Raw genomic sequence first — 19,032 nt, forward strand, 5'->3', positions numbered from 1 at the left:
ATAGCTCCGCTATCACGACGTTCCGGCGCCTTGCGATGCACCGCACCAGGCGCCGCACCCTGACCGACCCTGATCCACCAGACACCCCCTAGGCGGGCGTGCCCGAGGAGCGGGTCTTCGGCTGGCTCGACGGGCTTCCCTTGGTCCCGGGCATCACGGAGACCGTGGCCTGGTGCCGGCAGAACGGGCTGGTGCCCGTGCTGGCGACCCTCCGGTTCACGGGCCGGGTCGCCTGCCACTTCGACGAGTACGACAAACGAGATTTCGCCCTCGCGCAGGCCCGAGAGCTGGGGTTGGCTCCTCACTCGTGCGGGGCGGTCGGAGACAGCCGTTCCGACCTGCCGTTGTTCGCATCCGTCGGGCTGAGCGTGGCGTTCAATGCCTCGGCAGGAGCGCGGGTGGCGGCGACCGCCACGGTGGACGATGGCGATCTACGGGGTGTGCTCCCCGTCTTGAGCCGCTTGGTCACAGCCACTCGGTGATGGTCGCGACGGTCGGGGTGGCTTCGTGGCGGAGCGCGAGCCTGTCGTATTTCGTCGCGACGGCCCTGTCCACCGGCCCGGGGTGACGACCATTTTTACGGGCCCCGGCGGCGTGCCCGCGGGGCCGGTCTACGGTGGAGTCCACCGACGGCTCCAGCCGGGTCCAGCCGGTTCCAGCCGGGTCCCCTGTGTGCCGCCAGGTCTCCGCGCGCCATGGAGCATGATCATTCCATGCCGGAGATCCACTTCCGGTACGCGTCCTAGCCGGCCGCGGGGTCCCCGGCCAGCGCCCTCGACAGGTAGGGCGCGGTGCGGCCGAGGCCTGAGGCGGCCACGTCGCCCGGGGGACCCGCGGCCACGACGCGGCCGCCCTCGTCACCGCCGCCGGGGCCGAGGTCGAGCATCCAGTCGGCGCCCGCCACCACGCTCATGTCGTGCTCGACGACGATCACCGAGTGCCCTGCGTCCACCAGGCCGTGGAGTTGGCGCAGCAGGACTTCGACGTCGGCCGGATGCAGGCCCGTGGTCGGTTCGTCCAGGATGTACAGCGTGTGATCGCGATGGGTGCGCTGCAACTCCGTTGCCAGCTTGATGCGTTGCGCCTCGCCGCCGGAGAGTTCCGTGGCCGGCTGGCCCAGGCGCAGGTAGCCGAGGCCGACGTCGAGCAGGGTGTTCAGGCTGCGCGCGGCGGCGGGGGTGTCGGCGAAGAGGTCCGCCGCGGCCTCCACCGTCAGGTCGAGCACTTCGGCGATGGTGCGTCCTCGATGGGTCACTTCGAGCGTCTCGGGGTTGTAGCGCGCGCCGTGGCAGTCCGGACAGGGCGTGTACGTGCTGGGCAGGAACAGCAGCTCCACCGACACGAATCCCTCGCCCTGGCACGTCTCGCACCGTCCGCCCGCCACATTGAAGGAGAACCTGCCCGCCTTGTAGCCACGCGCCCGCGCCGCTTCGGTGTCGGTGAAGAGCCTCCGCACGACGTCGAAGAGGCCGGTGTACGTGGCCAGGTTGGAGCGGGGCGTACGGCCGATGGGCTTCTGATCGACCCTCACCAGGCGCCCCACGCCCGGGAGTTGGTCGCTCAGTTCGTCGACGAGGGTGGACTTTCCGGAGCCCGACACCCCGGTGACGGCCGTGAACACACCGAGTGGGAACGCCGCGTCGACGCCGCGCAGATTGTGCCGGGTGACGCCCTTCAGCTCCAGCCAGGCGCGTGGCTCGCGGACGGCACGGCGCGGCGCCGGGGCGCGGTCGAAGAGGAAGCGGCGCGTCGCCGACTCCTCGACCTGGGCGAGCCCGTCCGGCGGCCCGCTGTGCAGCACCCGGCCGCCGTGCTCGCCGGCCAGCGGGCCCACGTCGACCAGCCAGTCCGCGTGCCGCATGACATCGAGATGGTGCTCGACCACGAACACCGAATTGCCCGCGGCCTTCAGCCGGCCAAGGACCGCGAGCAGCGCCTCGGTGTCGGCCGGGTGCAGCCCCGCCGACGGCTCGTCGAGGACGTACACCACGCCGAAGAGCCCGGAGCGCAGCTGGGTGGCGAGCCGCAGGCGCTGCAACTCGCCCGCCGAGAGCGTGGGCGCCGTCCGGTCAAGGCTCAGATAGCCGAGGCCGAGTTCGACGACCGGGCCGATGCGGGACAGCAGATCGGCGGTGAGGGCGGCGGTGGTGGGGCCGCCCTCGGTGTCGCGCAGCAGACCGGCCAGAGCGGTCAGCGGAAGGGCCACCAGCTCGGCGATGGTGTGGCCCGCGACGGTGACGGCCAGCGCCTCGGGACGCAGTCGGCTGCCGCCGCAGACCGGACAGTCGGCCGCGGTCAGGAACCGCTCGGCCTTCGCCCGCAGGGTCTGGCTCTTGCTCTCGGCGAACGTCTTCATCACATAGTGGCGGGCGCTGAAGTACGTTCCCTGGTAAGGGCGTTGGATGCGGTCGGCATCACGTACCGGATGCACCGTCACCACCGGCCGCTCGTCGGTGAACAGGATCCAGTCCCGGTCCTCCTGGGCGAGCTCGCGCCAGGGCCGGTCCACGTCGTGGCCGAGCGCGTCCAGTACGTCGCGGAGGTTCTTGCCCTGCCAGGCGCCCGGCCACGCGGCGATCGCGCCCTCGCGGATCGAGAGCGAGGGATCGGGGACGAGCAGGTCCTCGCTGGTGCGGTGGACACGGCCGAGCCCCTGGCACTCGGGGCAGGCCCCGACGGCCGTGTTGGGCGAGAAGGAGTCCGAATCGAGGCGGCCGGCGCCCGCCGGGTAGTCGCCGGCCCGCGAGAAGAGCATCCGCAGCGAGTTGGAGAGCGTGGTCACCGTACCGACGGAGGAGCGCGAGGAGGGTGCCGAGCGGCGCTGTTCGAGGGAGACCGCGGGCGGCAGCCCCGAGATCTCACCGACGGCGGGCGCGCCCACCTGGTGGATCAGCCGGCGCGCGTACGGCGCCACCGACTCGAAGTAACGGCGCTGCGCCTCGGCGTAGATCGTGCCGAAGGCGAGCGAGGACTTCCCCGACCCGGACACGCCGGTGAACACGGCGAGACAGTCACGCGGAACGTCGACGTCCACCCCGCGCAGATTGTGCTCGCGGGCGCCACGGACACGGACGAACGGGTCAGAGGGGCTTTGCATACCGGAATCCTACGGGCGGGCGCGGTCTCGCGATCTTCACCCGTGCCGTGCGGCGCCGCCGTGCCGGTCGTTCGGCGTCGCAGGGTTGGGCTGGGTTGGGCTGGGTCGGGTCGGGTCGGGCCGGGCCGGGCCGGGCCGGGGCGGGTTGGGCTGGGTCGGGCTGGGTTGTGTCGTGCGGCGGGGTTGGGCCGGCTGTGCCGGGGTTGTGCCGTGCGGCAGCGTTGGGTTGGGCCGGGCGGTGCCTGGGCGCGTCATCGGGTCAGGGCGTCGCCGGTGTGGTCAGTCCCGCGAGCCGGGCCAGCCGACGGTAGGAGTCGAGCAGCGCCTCGCGGTCGTACGTGCTCGTCGTGACGAGGAATTCCTGCGCGCCACTGCGCCCCAGGAGCTTGCCGAGCGCGTCGGCCACCTCCTCCTCGGTCCCGTACACCTGGCCGCGCAGGGCTTCGTCGAACAGGGCCCGCTCGCGTTCGGTCATGGCCTGCTCGACGACCTCGTCCGGTGCGGACAACGGCGGGAACTCGCCGCGGGTGCGGGAGAACGCCGTGGACCAGGCCTCCGGGAGCAGGATCCGGCGAGCCTCCTCGGTGGTGCCGGCGACGGCGACCGTGCCCGACACCACGACGTACGGGTCCTCGGAGCGGCCCGAGGGACGGAAGGCGTCGCGGTAGTCGTCGATGGCACGCAGCATCGCGTCCTCGCCCCGTACGTCGGCGATCACCAGGGGGAGCCCGGCCTCCGCGGCGACGCGGGCGCCCCGGCCCGTGGCCAGTACGAAGGCGGGCACGGCCAGGCCCTCGGCGGGCCGGGCGTGGACCTGGGGATGGGCCCGCTGGGTTCCGTCGAAGTAGCCGAGCAGTTCGGCCAGCTGCGCGCCGAAACCGTCGGCGTCCTCCTTGTCGCGGCCGAGCGCCCTGCGTATCCCGTCGGTGAAGCCGACCGAGCGGCCGAGCCCCATGTCGATCCGCCCGGGGAACAGCGACTCCAGGACCCCGAACTGCTCGGCCACGACCAGGGGTTGGTGGTTGGGCAGCATCACGCCACCGGTGCCGACCCGGATCGTCGAGGTGACCGAGGCCACCGCCGCGGCGAGCACGGCGGGCGCGGAGCCCGCGACGCCCGGAACCGAATGGTGCTCCGAGACCCAGAAGCGGTGGTAACCGAGCCGCTCGGCCTCCCGGGCGAAGGCCACGGTGTCCCGCAGGGCCTGCGGCCCGTCGTGCCCGGCGCGGACGCGGGAGCGGTCGAGTACGGAGAAACGGGTGTTCGCGATCACTGAACTCACACAGGGTTCAACACCCGCGCCGCGCCATGATTCCCGGGCTCCCGGGCTCCTAGGCTTACAGGCCGCGCTCCCGGGCCCGGGGGCGCCGTGCGGTCCGAGCCTCCGCACCGTGCGTCCCGAGCCTCCGCGCCGGGGTCCTGGCCTCCGCGCCGAGTCCCGAGCCTCCGCACCGCGGTCCTGGCCTCGGCGGCGCGGCCGAGCCTCCGCACCGTGCGTCCCGAGCCTCCGCGCCGCGGTCCCGGCCTCCGCGCCGCGTCCCGCGCCTCCACACCGTGCGTCCCGACCCTCCGCGCCGCGGCCCTAGCCTGGAGGCGTGACCGACACCAGCAGGCCCCTGGCCGTCTTCGACCTCGACGGCACGCTCGCGGACAGCTCCCACCGCCAGCGCTTCCTCGACCGCAAGCCCCGTGACTGGGACGCGTTCTTCGCCGCGGCCCCGGCCGACCCGCCGCTCGCCGAGGGCGTGGCGCTGTGCCAGGAGGCGGCCGAGGAGTGCGAGGTCGTCTACCTCACCGGGCGGCCCGAGCGGTGCCGCAAGGACACCGTGGACTGGCTCGACGAGCAGGGCCTTCCGACGGGCGCGCTGCACATGCGGCGCAACGACGACCGGCGGCCGGCCCGGGCCACCAAGCTGGAGCTCCTGCGCAAACTCGGCCGCGGCCGCGAGATCCGCATGCTGGTCGACGACGACGAGCTGGTCTGCGACGCCGCCGAGCAGGCGGGCTTCCGAGTCGTACGGGCCCGGTGGGGCGACGCGGGCCCCGCGCTCAAGGACGCCCAGGAGCGCGAGGGCCGCACCTGAGGCCCGGCTGCGGGGACGCGCGGGGCCCGGTGACGGGGCGGGGCCTCGGCGACCCGACCCCGGCGACCCGAAAGCCCTACGGCCCCGAGGACCCGGAGGCGCCGGTGACCCCGGCGGCCCCGATGGCCCGACAGCCCGATGGCCCGACGCGGCCCCGATGGCCCGACAGCCCGGCGGCCCCGGCGACCCTCCGGCCTCGGTGACCCGACAGCTCGGTGACCCGACGGCTCGGCGACCCGGCGCCCGCATCTCAAGCTCAGGTCGAGGGTGAGTCCTGGCTCCGAAGGCGAGCGACCGCGGCCCCGCGTCAGACCTCCGCGTCGTCGTCCAGGCGGAAGCCGACCTTGAGACCCACCTGGTAGTGCTCGATCACGCCGTTCTCGATGTGGCCGCGCACTTGCGTCACCTCGAACCAGTCCAGATTGCGCAGAGTCTGGGCCGCGCGGGTGACCCCGTTGCGGATGGCCTGGTCCACACCCTCGTGGGAGGTGCCGACGATCTCGCTGACGCGGTACGTGTGGTTGGACATGGAGGTGCTCTCCTCTCGTCGCGTTACTCCACCGTGCCCCACCCGGCGGCGCTCCGCGAGACGTCGGCCCACGCCCATGTCCCCCACGTCCGCCGATGGCCGGAAAAGTTCGCTCCCCGTCGGGGCTTGACCACCTCATTGGTCCATACCAAACTCACGAACGGCACCCGAACAAGCCACAGCGCGCTTGCCCCACGTCGGGTCATGACTGCTTGCCCACACGCAGAAGGTGACCTTTCGTGAAGATCCGCCGTACTCCCGCATGCTCCGTAGCGCTGGCGCTCGTCTCGGTCTGCACCCTCGGCGGCTGCGGCGCGCTGCCGGGATTCGGCGGGGGCACCACCAAGGTCACCGTCTGGCTCATGAAGGACAGTGCGTCGGACGATTTCGTGCAGCGCTTCAAGCGGGGCTTCGAGAAGGAGCACCAGGGGGTCGAGCTCGATGTCCGGATCCAGGAGTGGACCGGAATCGGCCAGAAGATCGCGGCCGCCCTGGAGAACAACGACGCGCCGGACGTCATCGAGGTCGGCAACACCCAGGTGCCCCAGTACGCGGCGAGTGGCGGCCTCCTCGACATGACGCTGGAGTCGCTGCGCGACTGGGGCAGCGACGACTGGCTCCCCGGTCTCGCCCAGCCCGGCAACGTGGACGGCATGCAGTACGGCATACCGTGGTACGCCGCCAACCGTGTCGTGATCTACAACACGGACCTCTTCGGTGCCGCCGGGATCACCAAGCCCCCGAAGGACCGCGCGGAATGGCTCGCGGACACGGCGAAGCTCAACAAGGGCCCCGATCAAGGGATTTACCTCGCGGGCCAGGACTGGTACACGCTGGCCGGCTTTGTCTGGGACGAGGGCGGCGAGCTCGCCCAGGAGGACACCGGCGACTGGAAGGGCGTGCTCGACAGCCCGGCCGCGCTGCGCGGCATGGAGTTCTACAAGCAGCTCCAGGCGCTCGGCGACGGCCCGAAGAACGCGGACGAGGAGACCCCGCCGCAGGCCGGGGTCTTCGCCCGGGGGAAGACGGCCCAGATGATCGCGGTGCCCGGCGCCGCGAAGGCGATCCTCAAGGCCAACCCGCACCTCGCCGGCAAACTTGGCTACTTCCCGATCCCGGGACCCACCGACGCCAAGCCGGGCGCGGTCTTCACCGGCGGCTCGGACCTGATCATCCCGCGCAAGACCGCGCACCGCACCGAGGCGGTCCAGGTCGTCGCCGCGCTGACCGGTGAGAAATGGCAGACCGACCTGGCCATGACCATGAACTACGTACCCAACAAGTCCACCCTCGCCCCCGTGGTCGCCGGTCAGGCGGGCACCGCGGCCATGGCCAGGGGCGCGGCCCAGGGACGCGCCACGCCCAACTCGCCGCAGTGGGCGGCCGTCGAGGCGGACAACCCCATCAAGCCGTACATGACGGCCGTGCTGAACGGGGCCGAGCCGAAGAAGACCGCCAAGGCCGCGTCCGACCGGATCACGACGCTCCTGTTCCCCTGAGACCGGATCACGACGTTCCTGTTCCCCTGAGACCACATCACGACGCTCCTGTTCCCCTGAGACCACATCACGACGCTCCTGTTCCCCTGAGACCACATTACGACGCTGCTGTTCCCCGGAGACCGGACCACGGCGACGCTGCTGTTCCCCGGAGACCGGACCACGGCGATGCTCCTGTTCCCCGGAGACCGGACCACGGCGATGCTCCTGTTTCCCTGAGACCGGATCACGACGTTCCTGTCCCCTCGGAACGGGGGCCGGACGTGTCACGCACAGAGCGCCGGTCACCTCGTCACCGGGCCGCCGGGAGAGGCCGCGATGACGTCATGGGGGAGCTGATGTCAGGATGGGGACATGCAGAACGTTTATTTCGACATCACCATCGGCGGCGAGAAGGCCGGCCGCATCGTCTTCCGGCTCTTCGACGACGTCGTCCCGGAGACGGCGCGCAACTTCCGTGAGCTGGCCACCGGCGAGAACGGCTACGGCTACGCCGGTTCCTCCTTCCACCGCGTCATCCCTGAGTTCATGCTCCAGGGCGGCGACTTCACCGACGGCAACGGCACCGGCGGCAAGAGCATCTTCGGCGCCACGTTCGCCGACGAGAACTTCTCGCTCAAGCACGACCGGCCGTTCCTGCTGTCGATGGCCAACCGCGGCCCGAACACCAACGGCTCCCAGTTCTTCGTGACGACCGTCGTCACCCCCTGGCTCGACGGCAAGCACGTCGTCTTCGGCGAGGTCGTCGAGGGCCAGGACATCGTGACCAAGATCGAGGCCCTGGGCACCCGCAGCGGCGCCCCGCGCGCCGAGGTCGTCATCAGCGACAGCGGCACCGTCGCCTGACGCACGCCCACCCGAACGGCGCCGTCCCACCGGATTCCATCCCGTGAGACGGCGCCGTTTCATGTGCCCGGGTGGGGGCATTCGGTGGTGCGGCGGTGCTCCGTTGATCACTATGGAGATGTTGACGAACGCCGGTCAGGGGCACTCGGGCAGTGGACGGCCCAGTTCTCGTCCCCGTTCGCAGACCCCAGGGAAAGGACGCACACCGTGGCACGACCGAGGATTCTCGTCGTAGGCGCCGGCTTCGCCGGGGTCGAATGCGTACGGCGCCTGGAACGCCGCCTCACCCCGGGAGAAGCGGAGATCTCGCTGGTCACGCCGTTCTCCTACCAGCTGTATCTGCCCCTGCTGCCGCAGGTGGCCGCCGGGGTCCTGACCCCGCAGTCGGTGGCGGTGTCGCTGCGGCGCAGCGCCAAGCACCGCACCCGCATCATTCCGGGCGGCGCCATCGGCGTGGACCCCAAGGCGAAGATCTGCGTGATCCGCAAGATCACCGGCGAAACACTCGATCAGCCGTACGACTACATCGTCATGGCCCCCGGCAGCGTGACCCGCACCTTCGACATCCCCGGACTCGTCGAGCACGCGCGCGGCATGAAGACGCTCGCGGAGGCCGCGTACATCCGTGACCACGTCATTTCCCAGCTCGACCTGGCCGACGCGAGCGGCGACGAGGACGAGCGGGCGTCCCGGCTGCGCTTCGTCGTGGTGGGAGGTGGCTACGCGGGCACCGAGACGGCGGCGTGCCTCCAGCGGATCACCACGAACGCGATCAAGCGGTACCCCCGCCTGGACCCGCGGCAGATCAAGTGGCACCTCATCGACATCGCGCCCAAGCTCATGCCCGAACTGGGCGACAAACTCGGCAAGGCCGCCCTTGAGATCCTTCAGAAGCGCGGCATCGAGGTCTCGCTCGGGGTGTCCATCGCCGAGGCGGGCGCGGACAAGGTCACCTTCACCGACGGCCGTGTCCTGCCCTGCCGCACCCTGATCTGGACGGCGGGCGTCGCCGCGAGTCCGCTCGTGGGCACCTTGGACGCCGACACCGAACGCGGCCGCCTCGTGGTGACCCCCGAGATGACCGTGCCGGAACTGGACGGCGTGTTCGCGCTCGGCGACGCCGCCGCCGTGCCCGACCTCGCCAAGGGCGACGGGGCCTTCTGCCCGCCGACCGCGCAGCACGCCATGCGCCAGGGGCCCAAGGTCGCCGACAACATCGTGGCCTCGCTGCGCAACGAACCGCTGCGGCCCTACGTCCACAAGGACCTCGGCCTGGTCGTGGACCTGGGTGGCCGTGACGCCGTGTCCAAGCCGCTCGGCATCGAACTGCGCGGCCTGCCCGCCCAGGCCGTGGCGCGCGGTTACCACTGGTCGGCACTGCGCACCAATGTCGCCAAGACCCGCGTCCTGACCAACTGGATGCTGAACGCGGTCGCGGGCGACGACTTCGTCCGCACCGGCTTCCAGGCGCAAAAGCCCGCCACGCTGAAGGACTTCGAGTACACCGACGCCTATCTCACCCCGGAGCAGGTCCGCGCCCACACGGCCTCACTGACCGTACGAGGCTGACCGGGACGGCCGTCCGGCCCGCGCCGCCCGGCGGTCCTCCCGGGCGAGGCGGCGTCGGCCGGCCGTGTACCAGCGCATCCCGATCACGACCGCGAGAGCGATCTCGACGAGGTCGCCGCCGTAGTACATGACCTCGGCGCCGGACGCGAGATCGCCCGGCGCGAAGCCGGCGCCCGGCGGCGCGGTCGCGTACAGGGTCTTGGCGAGTACGGAGTGCGCGCCGCCCGCGGCGATCAGAGCCGCCGCCCGCAAGACCGTCCCGTCGCGGTGGGGCAGCGGGTCGAGCGCGCAGACCGTGGCCGAGAACAACAGCCCGGCGGCGAAGACATGGAGATGGACCAGGACCGAGAGCCAGGGCCTTTCGTGGGCGGCGGCGAACAAGGGGGTGCGGTAGAGCAGCCACAGTCCGCCCCCGTCCAGCAGGGCGGCCACCGGCGGATTCGCCACCAGCGCGATCGGACGCGAATGCAGCACGGCGAGGAGCCGGCGGTGGGCCGCGCCCCGCACGGAGCGCAGGGCGAGCGTGACCGGGCGGGCCAGGGCGAGCAGCAGCGGGGCCGCCATCCCCGTGGCCAGGTGCTGCGCCATGTGCGCGGTGAACGGGCCGCCGGGCCCGGGCGCGAGTGCCGCCGCCAGCAGAGCCGCCGCGCCCACCGCGAAGCAGACGTCGCGCACGCGTGGCCAGTGGTCCCCGCGACGGCGGAGCCGGGCCGACGCCAACAGGTACGCCGCGCAGCAGACCAGCGCGCCGCCGGCCGAGAGGAGGGCGGCCGGGCCGGGTGCCGAGCCGGCCATGTGCTGATGCATCATCAAGTCGGCTGCCCGGGCGCGGAGTTGGCCGTTCGGGCGGCGCGCAGCAGCAGGACCCCGGCCACGAGGAACACCACGGCGAGGATGTTCCAGGTCAGGTCGTACGGAGTGAGGTCGACGTGGTACCTGATCTGATGCAGCTTCATCAGCTTGTGCTGGACGGTGCCGTCGTAGAGCTGGAACGCCCCCGTGCCGGTCAGGATCCCCCCGGCCAGCGCACGGCCCGCGAGCGCCGCACGGTGGCGCAGATCGGCGACCATGAACAGACCGATGACCACGGCGAACCACCCGAAGGCGTGGAAGAGCCCGTCGGACACCAGGCCGACGCCCGGCGTCGAACGGTCGTAGAAATGGTGCCAGTGCAGGAGCTGGTGGAAGACCGTCTCGTCGACGAAGGCGGCGATGCCCACCCCGATGAGCACGCCGGACCAGGCCGAACGGGCGCGCCGTGGAGCGGTGAGCGGCTGCTGAGGTGCGGTGGGAGAAGCGGCTGGAGTCATCGGCGGCACATCCTCGGGGGAGTCTGCGGGAGATCGTCCGACGCGGAACAAGGCACCCGGTCGAGCTGCCCGCCGCTCGCACGAACAAGCGTCCGGATTCGGCCTTCCTGATCCGTACGGCGCTGCCTTGCGGGGCCGGAACGCTCGCCACGGGGAAGATGGAAGCAGCCACCGACGTTGTCCGGGGGGCGGCCGAAACAGGGGCCGGCCCGCGAGTCACTGACGAAAGGAACCACCATGCCTCTCGACGGCGAGTACGAGCCGAGCACCAGCAAGCAGGCGCGCGAGCAGGTCGAGACGATCGAGCGATCCGGCGGCTCCGAGGGGATGACGATGCGCGGCATGCCCGTCATCCTGCTGACGACGCGCGGAGCCAAGAGCGGCAAGATCCGCAAGACCCCTCTGATGCGCGTCGAGCACGAGGGCCGTTACGCGGTGGTCGCCTCGATGGGCGGCGCGCCCAAGAACCCCGTCTGGTACTACAACGTCGTCGCCGACCCCCGCGTCGAGCTCCAGGACGGCGCCGTGCGCCAGGACATGGCGGCCCGTGAGGTGACGGGCGAGGAGAAGGCACAGTGGTGGGAGCGTGCCGTCGCGGCCTACCCCGACTACGCCGAATACCAGAAGAACACGGACCGCGAGATCCCCGTGTTCGTCCTGGAGAGGGTGCCGGAAGGCCACTGACCGGCCCCGGGCGGCCCCCTTCGGCACCGGCCGAGGGGGGCCGCCCGGCCGTTCAGCCCGCCGTGGCCAGAGACAGGGCGAAGCGCCCGGCGGCATCCGTCCACCACCGCGACGGCACGAACCCGGCGGCGCTCAGCTCGGCCCGTACGCCCTCCTCGCGGAACTTGGCGGACACCTCGGTGCGCACCTCCTCGCCCGCCGCGAAGGAGACCGCCAGATCCAGCTCGGGAATCTTCACGGTCACCTCGCGGCGGGCCCGCAGGCGCATCTCGATCCACTCCTCCTCGCGGTTCCACAACGCCACATGGTCGAAGTCGTCCAGATCGAAGTCCGCGCCCAGCTCACGGTCGATGACGCTGAGCACGTTCTTGTTGAAGGCCGCCGTCACTCCCGTGGCGTCGTCGTAGGCACGGACCAGTACGGACTCCTCCTTCACCAGGTCGGTCCCGATCAGCAGCGAGTCGCCGGGCGCCGTCAACTTCCGTACCGAGGCAAGGAATTCGGCGCGCTGTGCGGGCAGCAGATTGCCGATGGTGCCGCCGAGGAACGCCACCAGCCGGGGGCCGGGCGCCTCGGGCAGTTCGAGCACCCGGGTGAAGTCCGCGATCAGCGCGTGGACTTGCAGGTCCGGACGGTCGGTGAGCAGGGCACCGGCCGCGCCGGTGAGGGCGCTCTCGCTCACGTCCACCGGGATGTACGTGAGCGGCGCGGGCAGCGCGTCAAGGAGGAGCCGGGTCTTCTCCGACGAGCCGGAGCCCAGCTCGACCAGGGTGCGCGCGCCGGTCGTGGCGGCTATCTCGGCGGCCCGATCGGTGAGGATCTCGCGCTCGGCCCGGGTCGGGTAGTAGTCCGGCAGCCGGGTGATCTCCTCGAACAGGTCGCTGCCGCGGGCATCGTAGAACCACTTGGGAGGAAGGGACTTGGGGGTTTGGGTGAGCCCATGGAGCACATCGGCGCGCAGAGCGGCCCCGGTGGCGTCCTCGGGCAGGGTGCGGGTCAACTGGAACGGGCGCACTACGGGGACTCCTTGAGGGGGGTGAGCAGGACTTCGGTGCGGTCGGCGGTGAGCAGCGTGCGGTCGGGCACCTCGCGCCAGCGAGGATCGTCGTCGTACGGCTCGGAGGCCACGGCCGTGGACCGGCCGGGCGTGTGCAGGTACCACAGGGTGTCGCCCCATGCGGTCGCGGTGATGGTCGCGCCGTCGGTGAGCAGCAGGTTCAGGCGCGATCCCGGGGCGGCGGCCCCCACCTCGCCTACCGCGTCGGCCATCGCCCCACCCGGCTCGTCGCCGCAGGCCAGCCGGTGGAGCACGAGCGCCCAGACGAACGCGGCGTCGCAGCGGGCCTCCAGGCCGAGCAGCGACTGGGCGGGCAGTCCCGCGGCAAGGCCTGCCGCGCTGCGCGGCCAGTCCCGCACCGCGCCGTTGTGGCTGAACAGCCACCGCCCCGAGGCAAACGGAGCGGCCGCCGCCTCACTGTCCGCTCCGGCCTCGGTGGCGTCGCGCACCGCCGCGAGCAGCGCTTCGGTGCGCACCACCCGGGCCAGGTCCACGACGTTCGGGTCCGACCAGATCGGTCCGGCGCGCCGGTAACGCGCGGGCACCGGATCGCCGTCGGCGTACCATCCGACGCCGAAGCCGTCGGCGTTGACCGTGCCGTGGCGCTGGCGGCGCGGCGCCCACGACTGCCGGTACAGCCCGTGCACCGGCCCCGTGATCACCTCACCTACGGCCAGCGTCTCGCCCACGTAAGCGATGTGACGGCACATCAGGTGGCGTCCCGGGCGGTGCGGAAGCCCGCGAAGATCTGGCGCCGCACCGGCAGGTCCCAGTTGCGGAACGTGCCCCGGCACGCCACCTCGTCCACGGAGAACGCCCCGCCGCGCAGCACCTTGTGTTCCGGCCCGAAGAAGACCTCCGAGTACTCGCGGTAGGGGAAGGCCACGAAGCCCGGGTAGGGCAGGAAGTCGCTCGACGTCCACTCCCACACGTCGCCGATCAACTGCCGTACGCCGAGGGCGGATTGCCCGTCCGGGTACGCTCCCGCAGGCGCGGGGCGCAGGTGACGCTGGCCGAGGTTGGCGTGCGCGGGGGCCGGGTCCGCGTCCCCCCAGGGGTAGCGGCGCGAGCGGCCCGTGGCCGGGTCGTGGCGGGCCGCCTTCTCCCACTCCGCCTCGGTCGGCAGCCGGCGCCCCGCCCAGCGGGCGTACGCGTCGGCCTCGTACCAGCTGACGTGCAGCACCGGTTCGCCGGCCGGTACCGGCTCGGTCACCCCGAACCGCCTGCGCAGCCACTGGCCGCCCTCGCGGCGCCAGAACAGCGGAGCGCTCAGCTCGTGCTCGCGGACCATCGCCCAGCCCGCGGGCTCCCACCAGCGGGCGTCCCGGTAGCCGCCGTCCTCGATGAAGCGGAGGTAGGCGCCGCACGTCACCGGAGTCGTGTCGAGGTGGAAAGCGGGCACCGTGCGGAGGTGGGCGGGACGTTCGTTGTCCAGCGCCCACGGCTCGGTGGAGGTGCCCATCGTGAACGGCCCACCGGGCACCAGGACTTCGGCCGCAAGCCCCTCGGTGGTGGCGGCGGGCGGCTCGGGCGCGGTGAGCGCGACGGGCCCCCTGCGCAGCTGGTGCGTGATCAGCATGGTCTCGTCGTGCTGCTGTTCATGCTGGGCGATCATCCCGAAGGCGAACGCGGCATCGGTCAGCGGACCGCCGCGCAGCGGAGCGCGCTCCAGGACGTCCAGTGCGCGGCCCCGCACATCGGCGGCATACCGGCGCGCCTCGGCCGGAGCCAGCAGCGGAAGGGTGGGACGGGTGGCACGCGGGTGCTCGAAGGCGTCGTACAGGGAGTCGATCTCGGGGCGGATCGCGTCCTGCCCGGCGACGGCGCGCAGCAGCCACTGCTCCTCCTGGTTGCCTATGTGGGCGAGGTCCCAGACGAGCGGCGACATCAACGGCGAGTGCTGGGCGGTCAGTTCACGGTCGTCGACACTGGAGGTGAGCACGCCGGTGCGGGCGCGCGCGGCGGTGAGCGCTGCCAGGGCGCGTTCCCTGAGCAGCTCCGGGTCGGTCATAGGGGGAGGCCCTTCGGTGGGGCGGTCGAGGGGGTGTCGTCGGCCGGACACCTGCCCCGGACGACATAGCGGTCGGTGAAGGCGGCGACCCGGTCCTGGAGTTCCCGGGAGGCGCCGAGCCGGGGGAGCGCGCCGAGCGCCGTGGTGAAGCAGGCCACGGCCGCCTCGCGCAGCTCCGGGTCGGCGAGCCCGTTCCGGGCCGCCGACCGCCACAGGGGGTTGCGCGGCGCGGGCTGGGAACCGGCGCGCTCGCCCAGGGGTTTCACGGTGCGGTAGGCGGCCTCCGCCGCCTCCGGGTCGTCGAAGAGCGCGCTGGTCACGGCGAGCGGCACGGTCCACCCGTCGTCGCCGGGCTGGGCGTCGATCATGCGCAGTTCCAGATGGCCGCGCGGCCGCACGGGCGGGAACAGGGTGGTCAGGTGGTAGTCGAGATCGGCGTGCGTGGGCGGCCGTGGCAGTCCGGTGCGCAGCCACTGCCGGAAGGTGAGCCCCGGCGGAGCCGACCACGGGCCCGCCGCGGCGCGTACGCACATGACCGGGGCGTCCAGCACGTGTGCCGCCCACGACTGGCGTGGCGGGGAATCGAGGGGAGGGGCGAGGGCGCACACCGGGTCGAGGTCGGTCCAGTCGGCCTGACGGGTCGAGCGCCAGCCCGTCGAACGTCCCTGCCGTACGGGCGAGTTGGCGAACGCCGCGACCAGGACGGCCCCCAGCAGATGGGCCATCAGCCAGCGTCGCCCGAAGCCGAGCGGCCCCGGCTCCTCGTATCCGGCGTCGAGGCAGACCTGGACGGAGGCGGAGGAGCACATCATGGCCCGGCCGGCCGGGCCCGTACGGTCCAAATGGGCTTCCATGGCCTCGTAGCGCGGCTGGCGCAGGATACGGCGGGGCGGATGCCAGGGGTCGTGGCCGAGACCGAGGAGTGCGAGACCGCGCTCGCGCAGTGCGGCGCGCACCGCGGTGAGATCGGCGGAGACGCCTGAGACGCACTCCATGAGGGATGCGGCGGGCAACGAGCTGAGCTCCAGCTGGCCACCGGGTTCTACGGTGAGCGCCGATCGAAGCCCCAGCGTGCGCAAGGCGGCGTAGGCGGCTTCCAAACGGTCGTGCGGGACGCGGAGCCCGGGCTGTTCCCGATCGTGGACGAGCCATTCCAGCTCCACCCCGACGGCGCGCGGGGGGCCCGTCTTGAAGCAGATGCCCCGCAGCAGATCGTCGGCTGCCGTCTCGGTCAACTCACGTGTGGTCATGGGTCCCTGGCCGCCTTCCTCGGGTGTGCATACACATGCCGTCCTACCTAAGTCTTTGCCGCCGCCTCGCACAAGAGCGCCTTTCAGGGCGGAAATCCGATTGCGTCACCCCTCCCGCGGCGCACACGATGCCTGTCATGAGTGCACGACTGCGCGGGATCGCCCGCCACACGGTGGAGATCACCGACAGCGGCCGGTACGAGAACCAGCGCGGCCACGCCGTGTCGATCGCGCAGCCAGTGGCCGCGGCCCTGGCGGGCACCACCCTGCACGGACCGGAACCCGTCGCCGTCGCGCCCGACCGCGACCGCGCCACCCGTATCGCGGTCACCGGCGAGAGCAGCCTGGACGCGGCCCGCCGCCTGCTGGCGCAGGCGCCCGGGGAGGTCGCGGTGCTGACCTTCGCCTCCGCACGCAACCCCGGCGGAGGATTCCTCAACGGCGCCCAGGCCCAGGAGGAGGCGCTGTGCAGATCATCCGCCCTGTACTCCACCCTGCTGCGCGCACCGGAGTTCTACGCCCACCACCGCCAGGACCGCGACGTGTTCTACACCGACCGGGTCATCCACTCGCCCGGCGTCCCGGTCTTCCGTGACGACCGCGGCCGGCTTCTCGACGAGCCCTACCTGGCCGGATTTCTCACCTCGCCCGCGCCGAACGCCGGGGTGATCATCCGCAGTACGCTCCAGGAGGCCCACCGCATCGGTCCCGCGCTCGACGCGCGTGCCGAACGGGTCCTGGAGACGGCGGTCCTGTGCGGCTACCGACGCCTGGTGCTCGGCGCATGGGGCTGCGGCGTCTTCCGCAACGATCCGGCCCGGGTGGCCGCGGCCTTCAGCGGCCACCTCACCGGGGAGGGCCGATTCGCGGGCCACTTCGACGAAGTCGTCTTCGCGGTCCTCGACCGCACCCGCGAACAGGCCACCCTCAGGGCCTTCGAAGCGTCGTTCACGCCACGGCGCCCGGACCGGGGCGCACAGGAACACGCCGCTCACCGCCAGCCGTAGCGCTCCCGCAGCCGGTCCGCCACCAGCGTGAAGCGCGGCAGGTCGAGCGCGCACGCCTCACGCCGCATGCCCTGCTCGTGCAGCCGCAGCACCCGGTCGAGGTCCACCCAGGACTCGCGGCCCTCGCGGTCCCAGGGGCCGACCCCGATCGGCACCCATTCACGGTCGTGGTCGTGCCGCTTGCTGGACAACTGCACCGCGAGCACCGTGCCGGCCCTCTCGCGGGCCACCACGAGCACCGGGCGGTCCTTGCCGCGCCCGTCGTTCTCCTCGAACGGCACCCACGTCCAGACGATCTCGCCGGGATCGGGGTCGCCGTCCCGGTCGGGGGCGTAGCCCATGCGCACCGGGCCCACCTCCCGGGGGTCGGCCTCGGTGGTCGCTGCCGGACCGCTCTGGCCGGGCAGCGCGGGACGGTCGGTCGGGTCGTCAAGGTATGCGGTCATCCGGCCACCGTAGGACCTGGACGCCCCGGCCCCGGGGGCGGGCACGCCGAAGGTCCGAACGCGGCCCGGGGCCCCGGGAATCGGGAGCATCGGACAACAGGCCCGGCCGCTCCCGTTGGATCTTCCACCGAGACGGTCATGCGTGCCTGGTGGGGACAGCGCATTGAACGCACGGGCGCCGCGGGATTGGATGGCCGGCACCGCGGTAGGGAAGGAAACGTATGGCATCCATGCTCAAGGGCTGCACACCCTGGCCCGAGGAGTTCGTCGACCGCTACTGGGCGGCCGGGCACTGGCGCGGCAACACGCTGGACAACCTGCTGCGCGGCTGGGCCCAGCAGTTCGGGCCGCGGACCGCCCTCGTGCACGGCGACACCCGCATCACCTACGCCCAGCTGAACCGGCGCGTGGACCGGGTGAGCGCGGGGCTGCGGATGCGGGGCCTGCGGCCCGGGCAACGGACCGTCGTGCAGCTGCCGAACGTTCCCGAGTTCGTCATCACCGTCTTCGCCCTGATGCGCGCCGGCGTGGCACCCGTCCTCTGCCCGCTCGCGCACCGGGAGCCGGAGGTGGCCCACCTCGTACGGCTCACCCAGGCCGTCGGCTACGTCGGCCCCGCGACACACCAGGGCTTCGACCACACGGCGATGGCCGCGGACATCGCGGCCCGATGGCCCTTCCTGCGCCGGGTGTTCACCTGGGAGGCGCCCGGGGACTCCTCCCCCTACGGCGGCCTCACCACCGACCCCGCGGGCTGCCAGTACTCCCCGCTGGACTCCCTGGACTCCCCGCCCGGCCCCGCGCTCGCACCGAACGCCGGCCACGTGGCGTTCTTCCTGCCCTCGCGGGACACCGACGGCGCCCTCCAGCTCACGGCGCGCACCCACAACGACTACGCCTACCAGGTGCGGGCCGCCGCCGAGGCGCTGGCGCTCGACGAGAGCGACGTGTACCTCGCGGCGATGCCGCCCGAGTCCCCCTTCACCTTCGGCGCCCCCGGCATCGTGGGCACCCTCTCCGTCGGCGGCACCGTGGTGCTGGCCGAGGGCACGGAACCCGCCGCGTGTCTGCCGCTCGTCGAACGGGAGCGGGTCACCCTCACGTCGGTGGTGCCCTCCGTCGTACGCCGCTGGCTCGATGAACTCGCCACGGACGGGGCCGACATGAGTTCCCTGCGCCTCGTGCAGATCGGCGGCACGCCACCGGACCGTGCGACGGCGGAGCGGGTCGAAGCCGCGCTCGGCTGCCGTGTGCAGCAGGTCTTCGGCATGGCCGAGGGCCCGCTCACCCTCACCCGGCCCGGCGATCCGGACGAGGTGGTGCTGACCACCCAGGGCCGTCCGCTCTCGCCCGACGACGAGCTCCGCATCGTGGACGCCGACGACCACGACGTGCCCGACGGGGAATGCGGTGAACTCCTCGCCCGGGGTCCGTACACCCCGCGCGGCTACTACCGGGCGCCCGAGCGCAACGCGCGCTCGTTCACCGCCGACGGCTACTTCCGCACCGGCGTCCTGGCGCGGCGTACCGCGGACGGCGACCTGGTGGTCTCGCCCCGCCCCGCGCGGCACGCGGACGAGTCCGCGCGGCACGCGACCGAACAGGAAGCGCCGTCAAACCTTTGACGCCCCGCGCATCCCTTC

General features: G+C 72.2%; 17 protein-coding genes and 1 pseudogene. 8 read left to right on the forward strand and 10 right to left on the reverse strand.

Going from position 1 to position 19,032, the window contains the following annotated elements; all coding sequences use genetic code 11:
• Window positions 1-92: 92 nt before the first annotated feature.
• Window positions 93-482 (forward strand): annotated as a pseudogene (locus ACGFW5_RS26190) (haloacid dehalogenase); the annotation flags it as partial.
• Window positions 483-742: 260 nt separating this feature from the next.
• Here ACGFW5_RS26190 and ACGFW5_RS26195 read toward each other — a convergent pair.
• Both ACGFW5_RS26195 and ACGFW5_RS26200 read right to left on the reverse strand, forming a co-directional pair.
• Window positions 743-3,097 (reverse strand): ATP-binding cassette domain-containing protein, encoded by a 2,355-nt coding sequence (locus ACGFW5_RS26195; protein WP_393836726.1) that lies wholly within the window; start codon window positions 3,095-3,097, stop codon window positions 743-745.
• Between the two features lie 259 nt (window positions 3,098-3,356).
• Complete coding sequence (locus tag ACGFW5_RS26200; RefSeq protein ID WP_393836727.1) at window positions 3,357-4,379, reverse strand: LLM class flavin-dependent oxidoreductase; 1,023 nt, start codon at window positions 4,377-4,379, stop codon at window positions 3,357-3,359.
• Window positions 4,380-4,692: 313 nt separating this feature from the next.
• On the opposite strand from ACGFW5_RS26200, the gene ACGFW5_RS26205 reads away from it, so the two are divergent.
• Window positions 4,693-5,181, forward strand: coding sequence for an HAD family acid phosphatase (locus tag ACGFW5_RS26205; protein ID WP_393836728.1), 489 nt, complete (start codon window positions 4,693-4,695; stop codon window positions 5,179-5,181).
• Between the two features lie 307 nt (window positions 5,182-5,488).
• Here the strand turns inward: ACGFW5_RS26205 and ACGFW5_RS26210 are convergent, their stop codons facing one another.
• Window positions 5,489-5,710, reverse strand: a complete 222-nt coding sequence (locus ACGFW5_RS26210; RefSeq protein WP_261713274.1) for a dodecin — start codon at window positions 5,708-5,710, stop codon at window positions 5,489-5,491.
• Between the two features lie 239 nt (window positions 5,711-5,949).
• Between ACGFW5_RS26210 and ACGFW5_RS26215 the strand changes: the two genes are divergently transcribed.
• From ACGFW5_RS26215 to ACGFW5_RS26225, 3 genes are all read left to right on the forward strand, one after another.
• Window positions 5,950-7,209: an extracellular solute-binding protein gene (locus tag ACGFW5_RS26215; RefSeq protein WP_393836729.1), complete on the forward strand. Its 1,260-nt coding sequence runs from the start codon at window positions 5,950-5,952 to the stop codon at window positions 7,207-7,209.
• 354 nt (window positions 7,210-7,563) lie between these two features.
• Window positions 7,564-8,055 carry a peptidylprolyl isomerase gene (locus tag ACGFW5_RS26220; RefSeq protein WP_393836730.1) on the forward strand — a complete coding sequence of 164 codons (492 nt, stop codon included), beginning with the start codon at window positions 7,564-7,566 and terminating at the stop codon, window positions 8,053-8,055.
• Window positions 8,056-8,262: 207 nt separating this feature from the next.
• Window positions 8,263-9,624 carry an NAD(P)/FAD-dependent oxidoreductase gene (locus ACGFW5_RS26225; protein WP_393836731.1) on the forward strand — a complete coding sequence of 454 codons (1,362 nt, stop codon included), beginning with the start codon at window positions 8,263-8,265 and terminating at the stop codon, window positions 9,622-9,624.
• Here ACGFW5_RS26225 and ACGFW5_RS26230 read toward each other — a convergent pair.
• Entirely contained in the window at window positions 9,604-10,419 is an 816-nt protein-coding gene (locus tag ACGFW5_RS26230; RefSeq protein ID WP_393836732.1) for a cytochrome c oxidase assembly protein, read from the reverse strand. The two genes, ACGFW5_RS26225 and ACGFW5_RS26230, sit on opposite strands and share 21 nt — an antisense overlap.
• 14 nt (window positions 10,420-10,433) lie before the next feature.
• A complete protein-coding gene (locus ACGFW5_RS26235) occupies window positions 10,434-10,934 on the reverse strand; it encodes a DUF2243 domain-containing protein (RefSeq protein ID WP_393836733.1) in 501 nt (166 codons plus the stop codon).
• Between the two features lie 237 nt (window positions 10,935-11,171).
• Here ACGFW5_RS26235 and ACGFW5_RS26240 point away from each other — a divergent pair, with 237 nt between their 5' ends.
• Window positions 11,172-11,618, forward strand: coding sequence for a nitroreductase family deazaflavin-dependent oxidoreductase (locus ACGFW5_RS26240; protein WP_393836734.1), 447 nt, complete (start codon window positions 11,172-11,174; stop codon window positions 11,616-11,618).
• Between the two features lie 52 nt (window positions 11,619-11,670).
• Here ACGFW5_RS26240 and egtD read toward each other — a convergent pair whose 3' ends face one another.
• The 4 genes from egtD to egtA are packed head-to-tail and all read right to left on the reverse strand — an operon-like array spanning window position 11,671 to window position 15,936.
• On the reverse strand, window positions 11,671-12,633 hold the full coding sequence (gene egtD / locus ACGFW5_RS26245) for an L-histidine N(alpha)-methyltransferase (RefSeq protein ID WP_393836735.1): 963 nt from the start codon (window positions 12,631-12,633) through the stop codon (window positions 11,671-11,673).
• Window positions 12,633-13,385, reverse strand: coding sequence for an ergothioneine biosynthesis protein EgtC (gene egtC, locus ACGFW5_RS26250; RefSeq protein ID WP_393836736.1), 753 nt, complete (start codon window positions 13,383-13,385; stop codon window positions 12,633-12,635). Before egtC ends, egtD begins: the two co-directional genes overlap by 1 nt.
• Complete coding sequence (gene egtB, locus ACGFW5_RS26255) at window positions 13,385-14,686, reverse strand: ergothioneine biosynthesis protein EgtB (protein WP_393836737.1); 1,302 nt, start codon at window positions 14,684-14,686, stop codon at window positions 13,385-13,387. Before egtB ends, egtC begins: the two co-directional genes overlap by 1 nt.
• Entirely contained in the window at window positions 14,683-15,936 is a 1,254-nt protein-coding gene (gene egtA / locus ACGFW5_RS26260) for an ergothioneine biosynthesis glutamate--cysteine ligase EgtA (protein WP_393836738.1), read from the reverse strand. The genes egtB and egtA overlap by 4 nt, the downstream gene beginning before the upstream one ends.
• Window positions 15,937-16,073: 137 nt before the next feature.
• On the opposite strand from egtA, the gene ACGFW5_RS26265 reads away from it, so the two are divergent.
• Window positions 16,074-16,943: a TIGR02452 family protein gene (locus ACGFW5_RS26265; RefSeq protein ID WP_393836739.1), complete on the forward strand. Its 870-nt coding sequence runs from the start codon at window positions 16,074-16,076 to the stop codon at window positions 16,941-16,943.
• Here the strand turns inward: ACGFW5_RS26265 and ACGFW5_RS26270 are convergent.
• Window positions 16,928-17,389, reverse strand: coding sequence for a type II toxin-antitoxin system PemK/MazF family toxin (locus ACGFW5_RS26270; protein ID WP_393836740.1), 462 nt, complete (start codon window positions 17,387-17,389; stop codon window positions 16,928-16,930). The two genes, ACGFW5_RS26265 and ACGFW5_RS26270, sit on opposite strands and share 16 nt — an antisense overlap.
• Window positions 17,390-17,610: 221 nt before the next feature.
• On the opposite strand from ACGFW5_RS26270, the gene ACGFW5_RS26275 reads away from it, so the two are divergent.
• Entirely contained in the window at window positions 17,611-19,014 is a 1,404-nt protein-coding gene (locus tag ACGFW5_RS26275) for a (2,3-dihydroxybenzoyl)adenylate synthase (protein WP_393836741.1), read from the forward strand.
• Window positions 19,015-19,032: the final 18 nt, after the last annotated feature.

Source organism: Streptomyces sp. NPDC048416 (genome assembly GCF_043200435.1).
Lineage (GTDB): Bacteria > Actinomycetota > Actinomycetes > Streptomycetales > Streptomycetaceae > Streptomyces.

Bases quoted from the DNA above. Each gene is read 5' to 3' on its own strand.
- ACGFW5_RS26195 (WP_393836726.1), bottom strand. From the start codon at position 3,097: ATGCAAAGCCCCTCTGACCCGTTCGTCCGTGTCCGTGGCGCCCGCGAG.
- ACGFW5_RS26210 (WP_261713274.1), bottom strand. From the start codon at position 5,710: ATGTCCAACCACACGTACCGCGTCAGCGAGATCGTCGGCACCTCCCAC.
- ACGFW5_RS26220 (WP_393836730.1), top strand. From the start codon at position 7,564: ATGCAGAACGTTTATTTCGACATCACCATCGGCGGCGAGAAGGCCGGC.
- ACGFW5_RS26230 (WP_393836732.1), bottom strand. From the start codon at position 10,419: ATGGCCGGCTCGGCACCCGGCCCGGCCGCCCTCCTCTCGGCCGGCGGC.
- ACGFW5_RS26235 (WP_393836733.1), bottom strand. From the start codon at position 10,934: ATGACTCCAGCCGCTTCTCCCACCGCACCTCAGCAGCCGCTCACCGCT.
- ACGFW5_RS26240 (WP_393836734.1), top strand. From the start codon at position 11,172: ATGCCTCTCGACGGCGAGTACGAGCCGAGCACCAGCAAGCAGGCGCGC.
- egtC (WP_393836736.1), bottom strand. From the start codon at position 13,385: ATGTGCCGTCACATCGCTTACGTGGGCGAGACGCTGGCCGTAGGTGAG.
- egtB (WP_393836737.1), bottom strand. From the start codon at position 14,686: ATGACCGACCCGGAGCTGCTCAGGGAACGCGCCCTGGCAGCGCTCACC.
- egtA (WP_393836738.1), bottom strand. From the start codon at position 15,936: ATGACCACACGTGAGTTGACCGAGACGGCAGCCGACGATCTGCTGCGG.
- ACGFW5_RS26265 (WP_393836739.1), top strand. From the start codon at position 16,074: ATGAGTGCACGACTGCGCGGGATCGCCCGCCACACGGTGGAGATCACC.
- ACGFW5_RS26270 (WP_393836740.1), bottom strand. From the start codon at position 17,389: ATGACCGCATACCTTGACGACCCGACCGACCGTCCCGCGCTGCCCGGC.
- ACGFW5_RS26275 (WP_393836741.1), top strand. From the start codon at position 17,611: ATGGCATCCATGCTCAAGGGCTGCACACCCTGGCCCGAGGAGTTCGTC.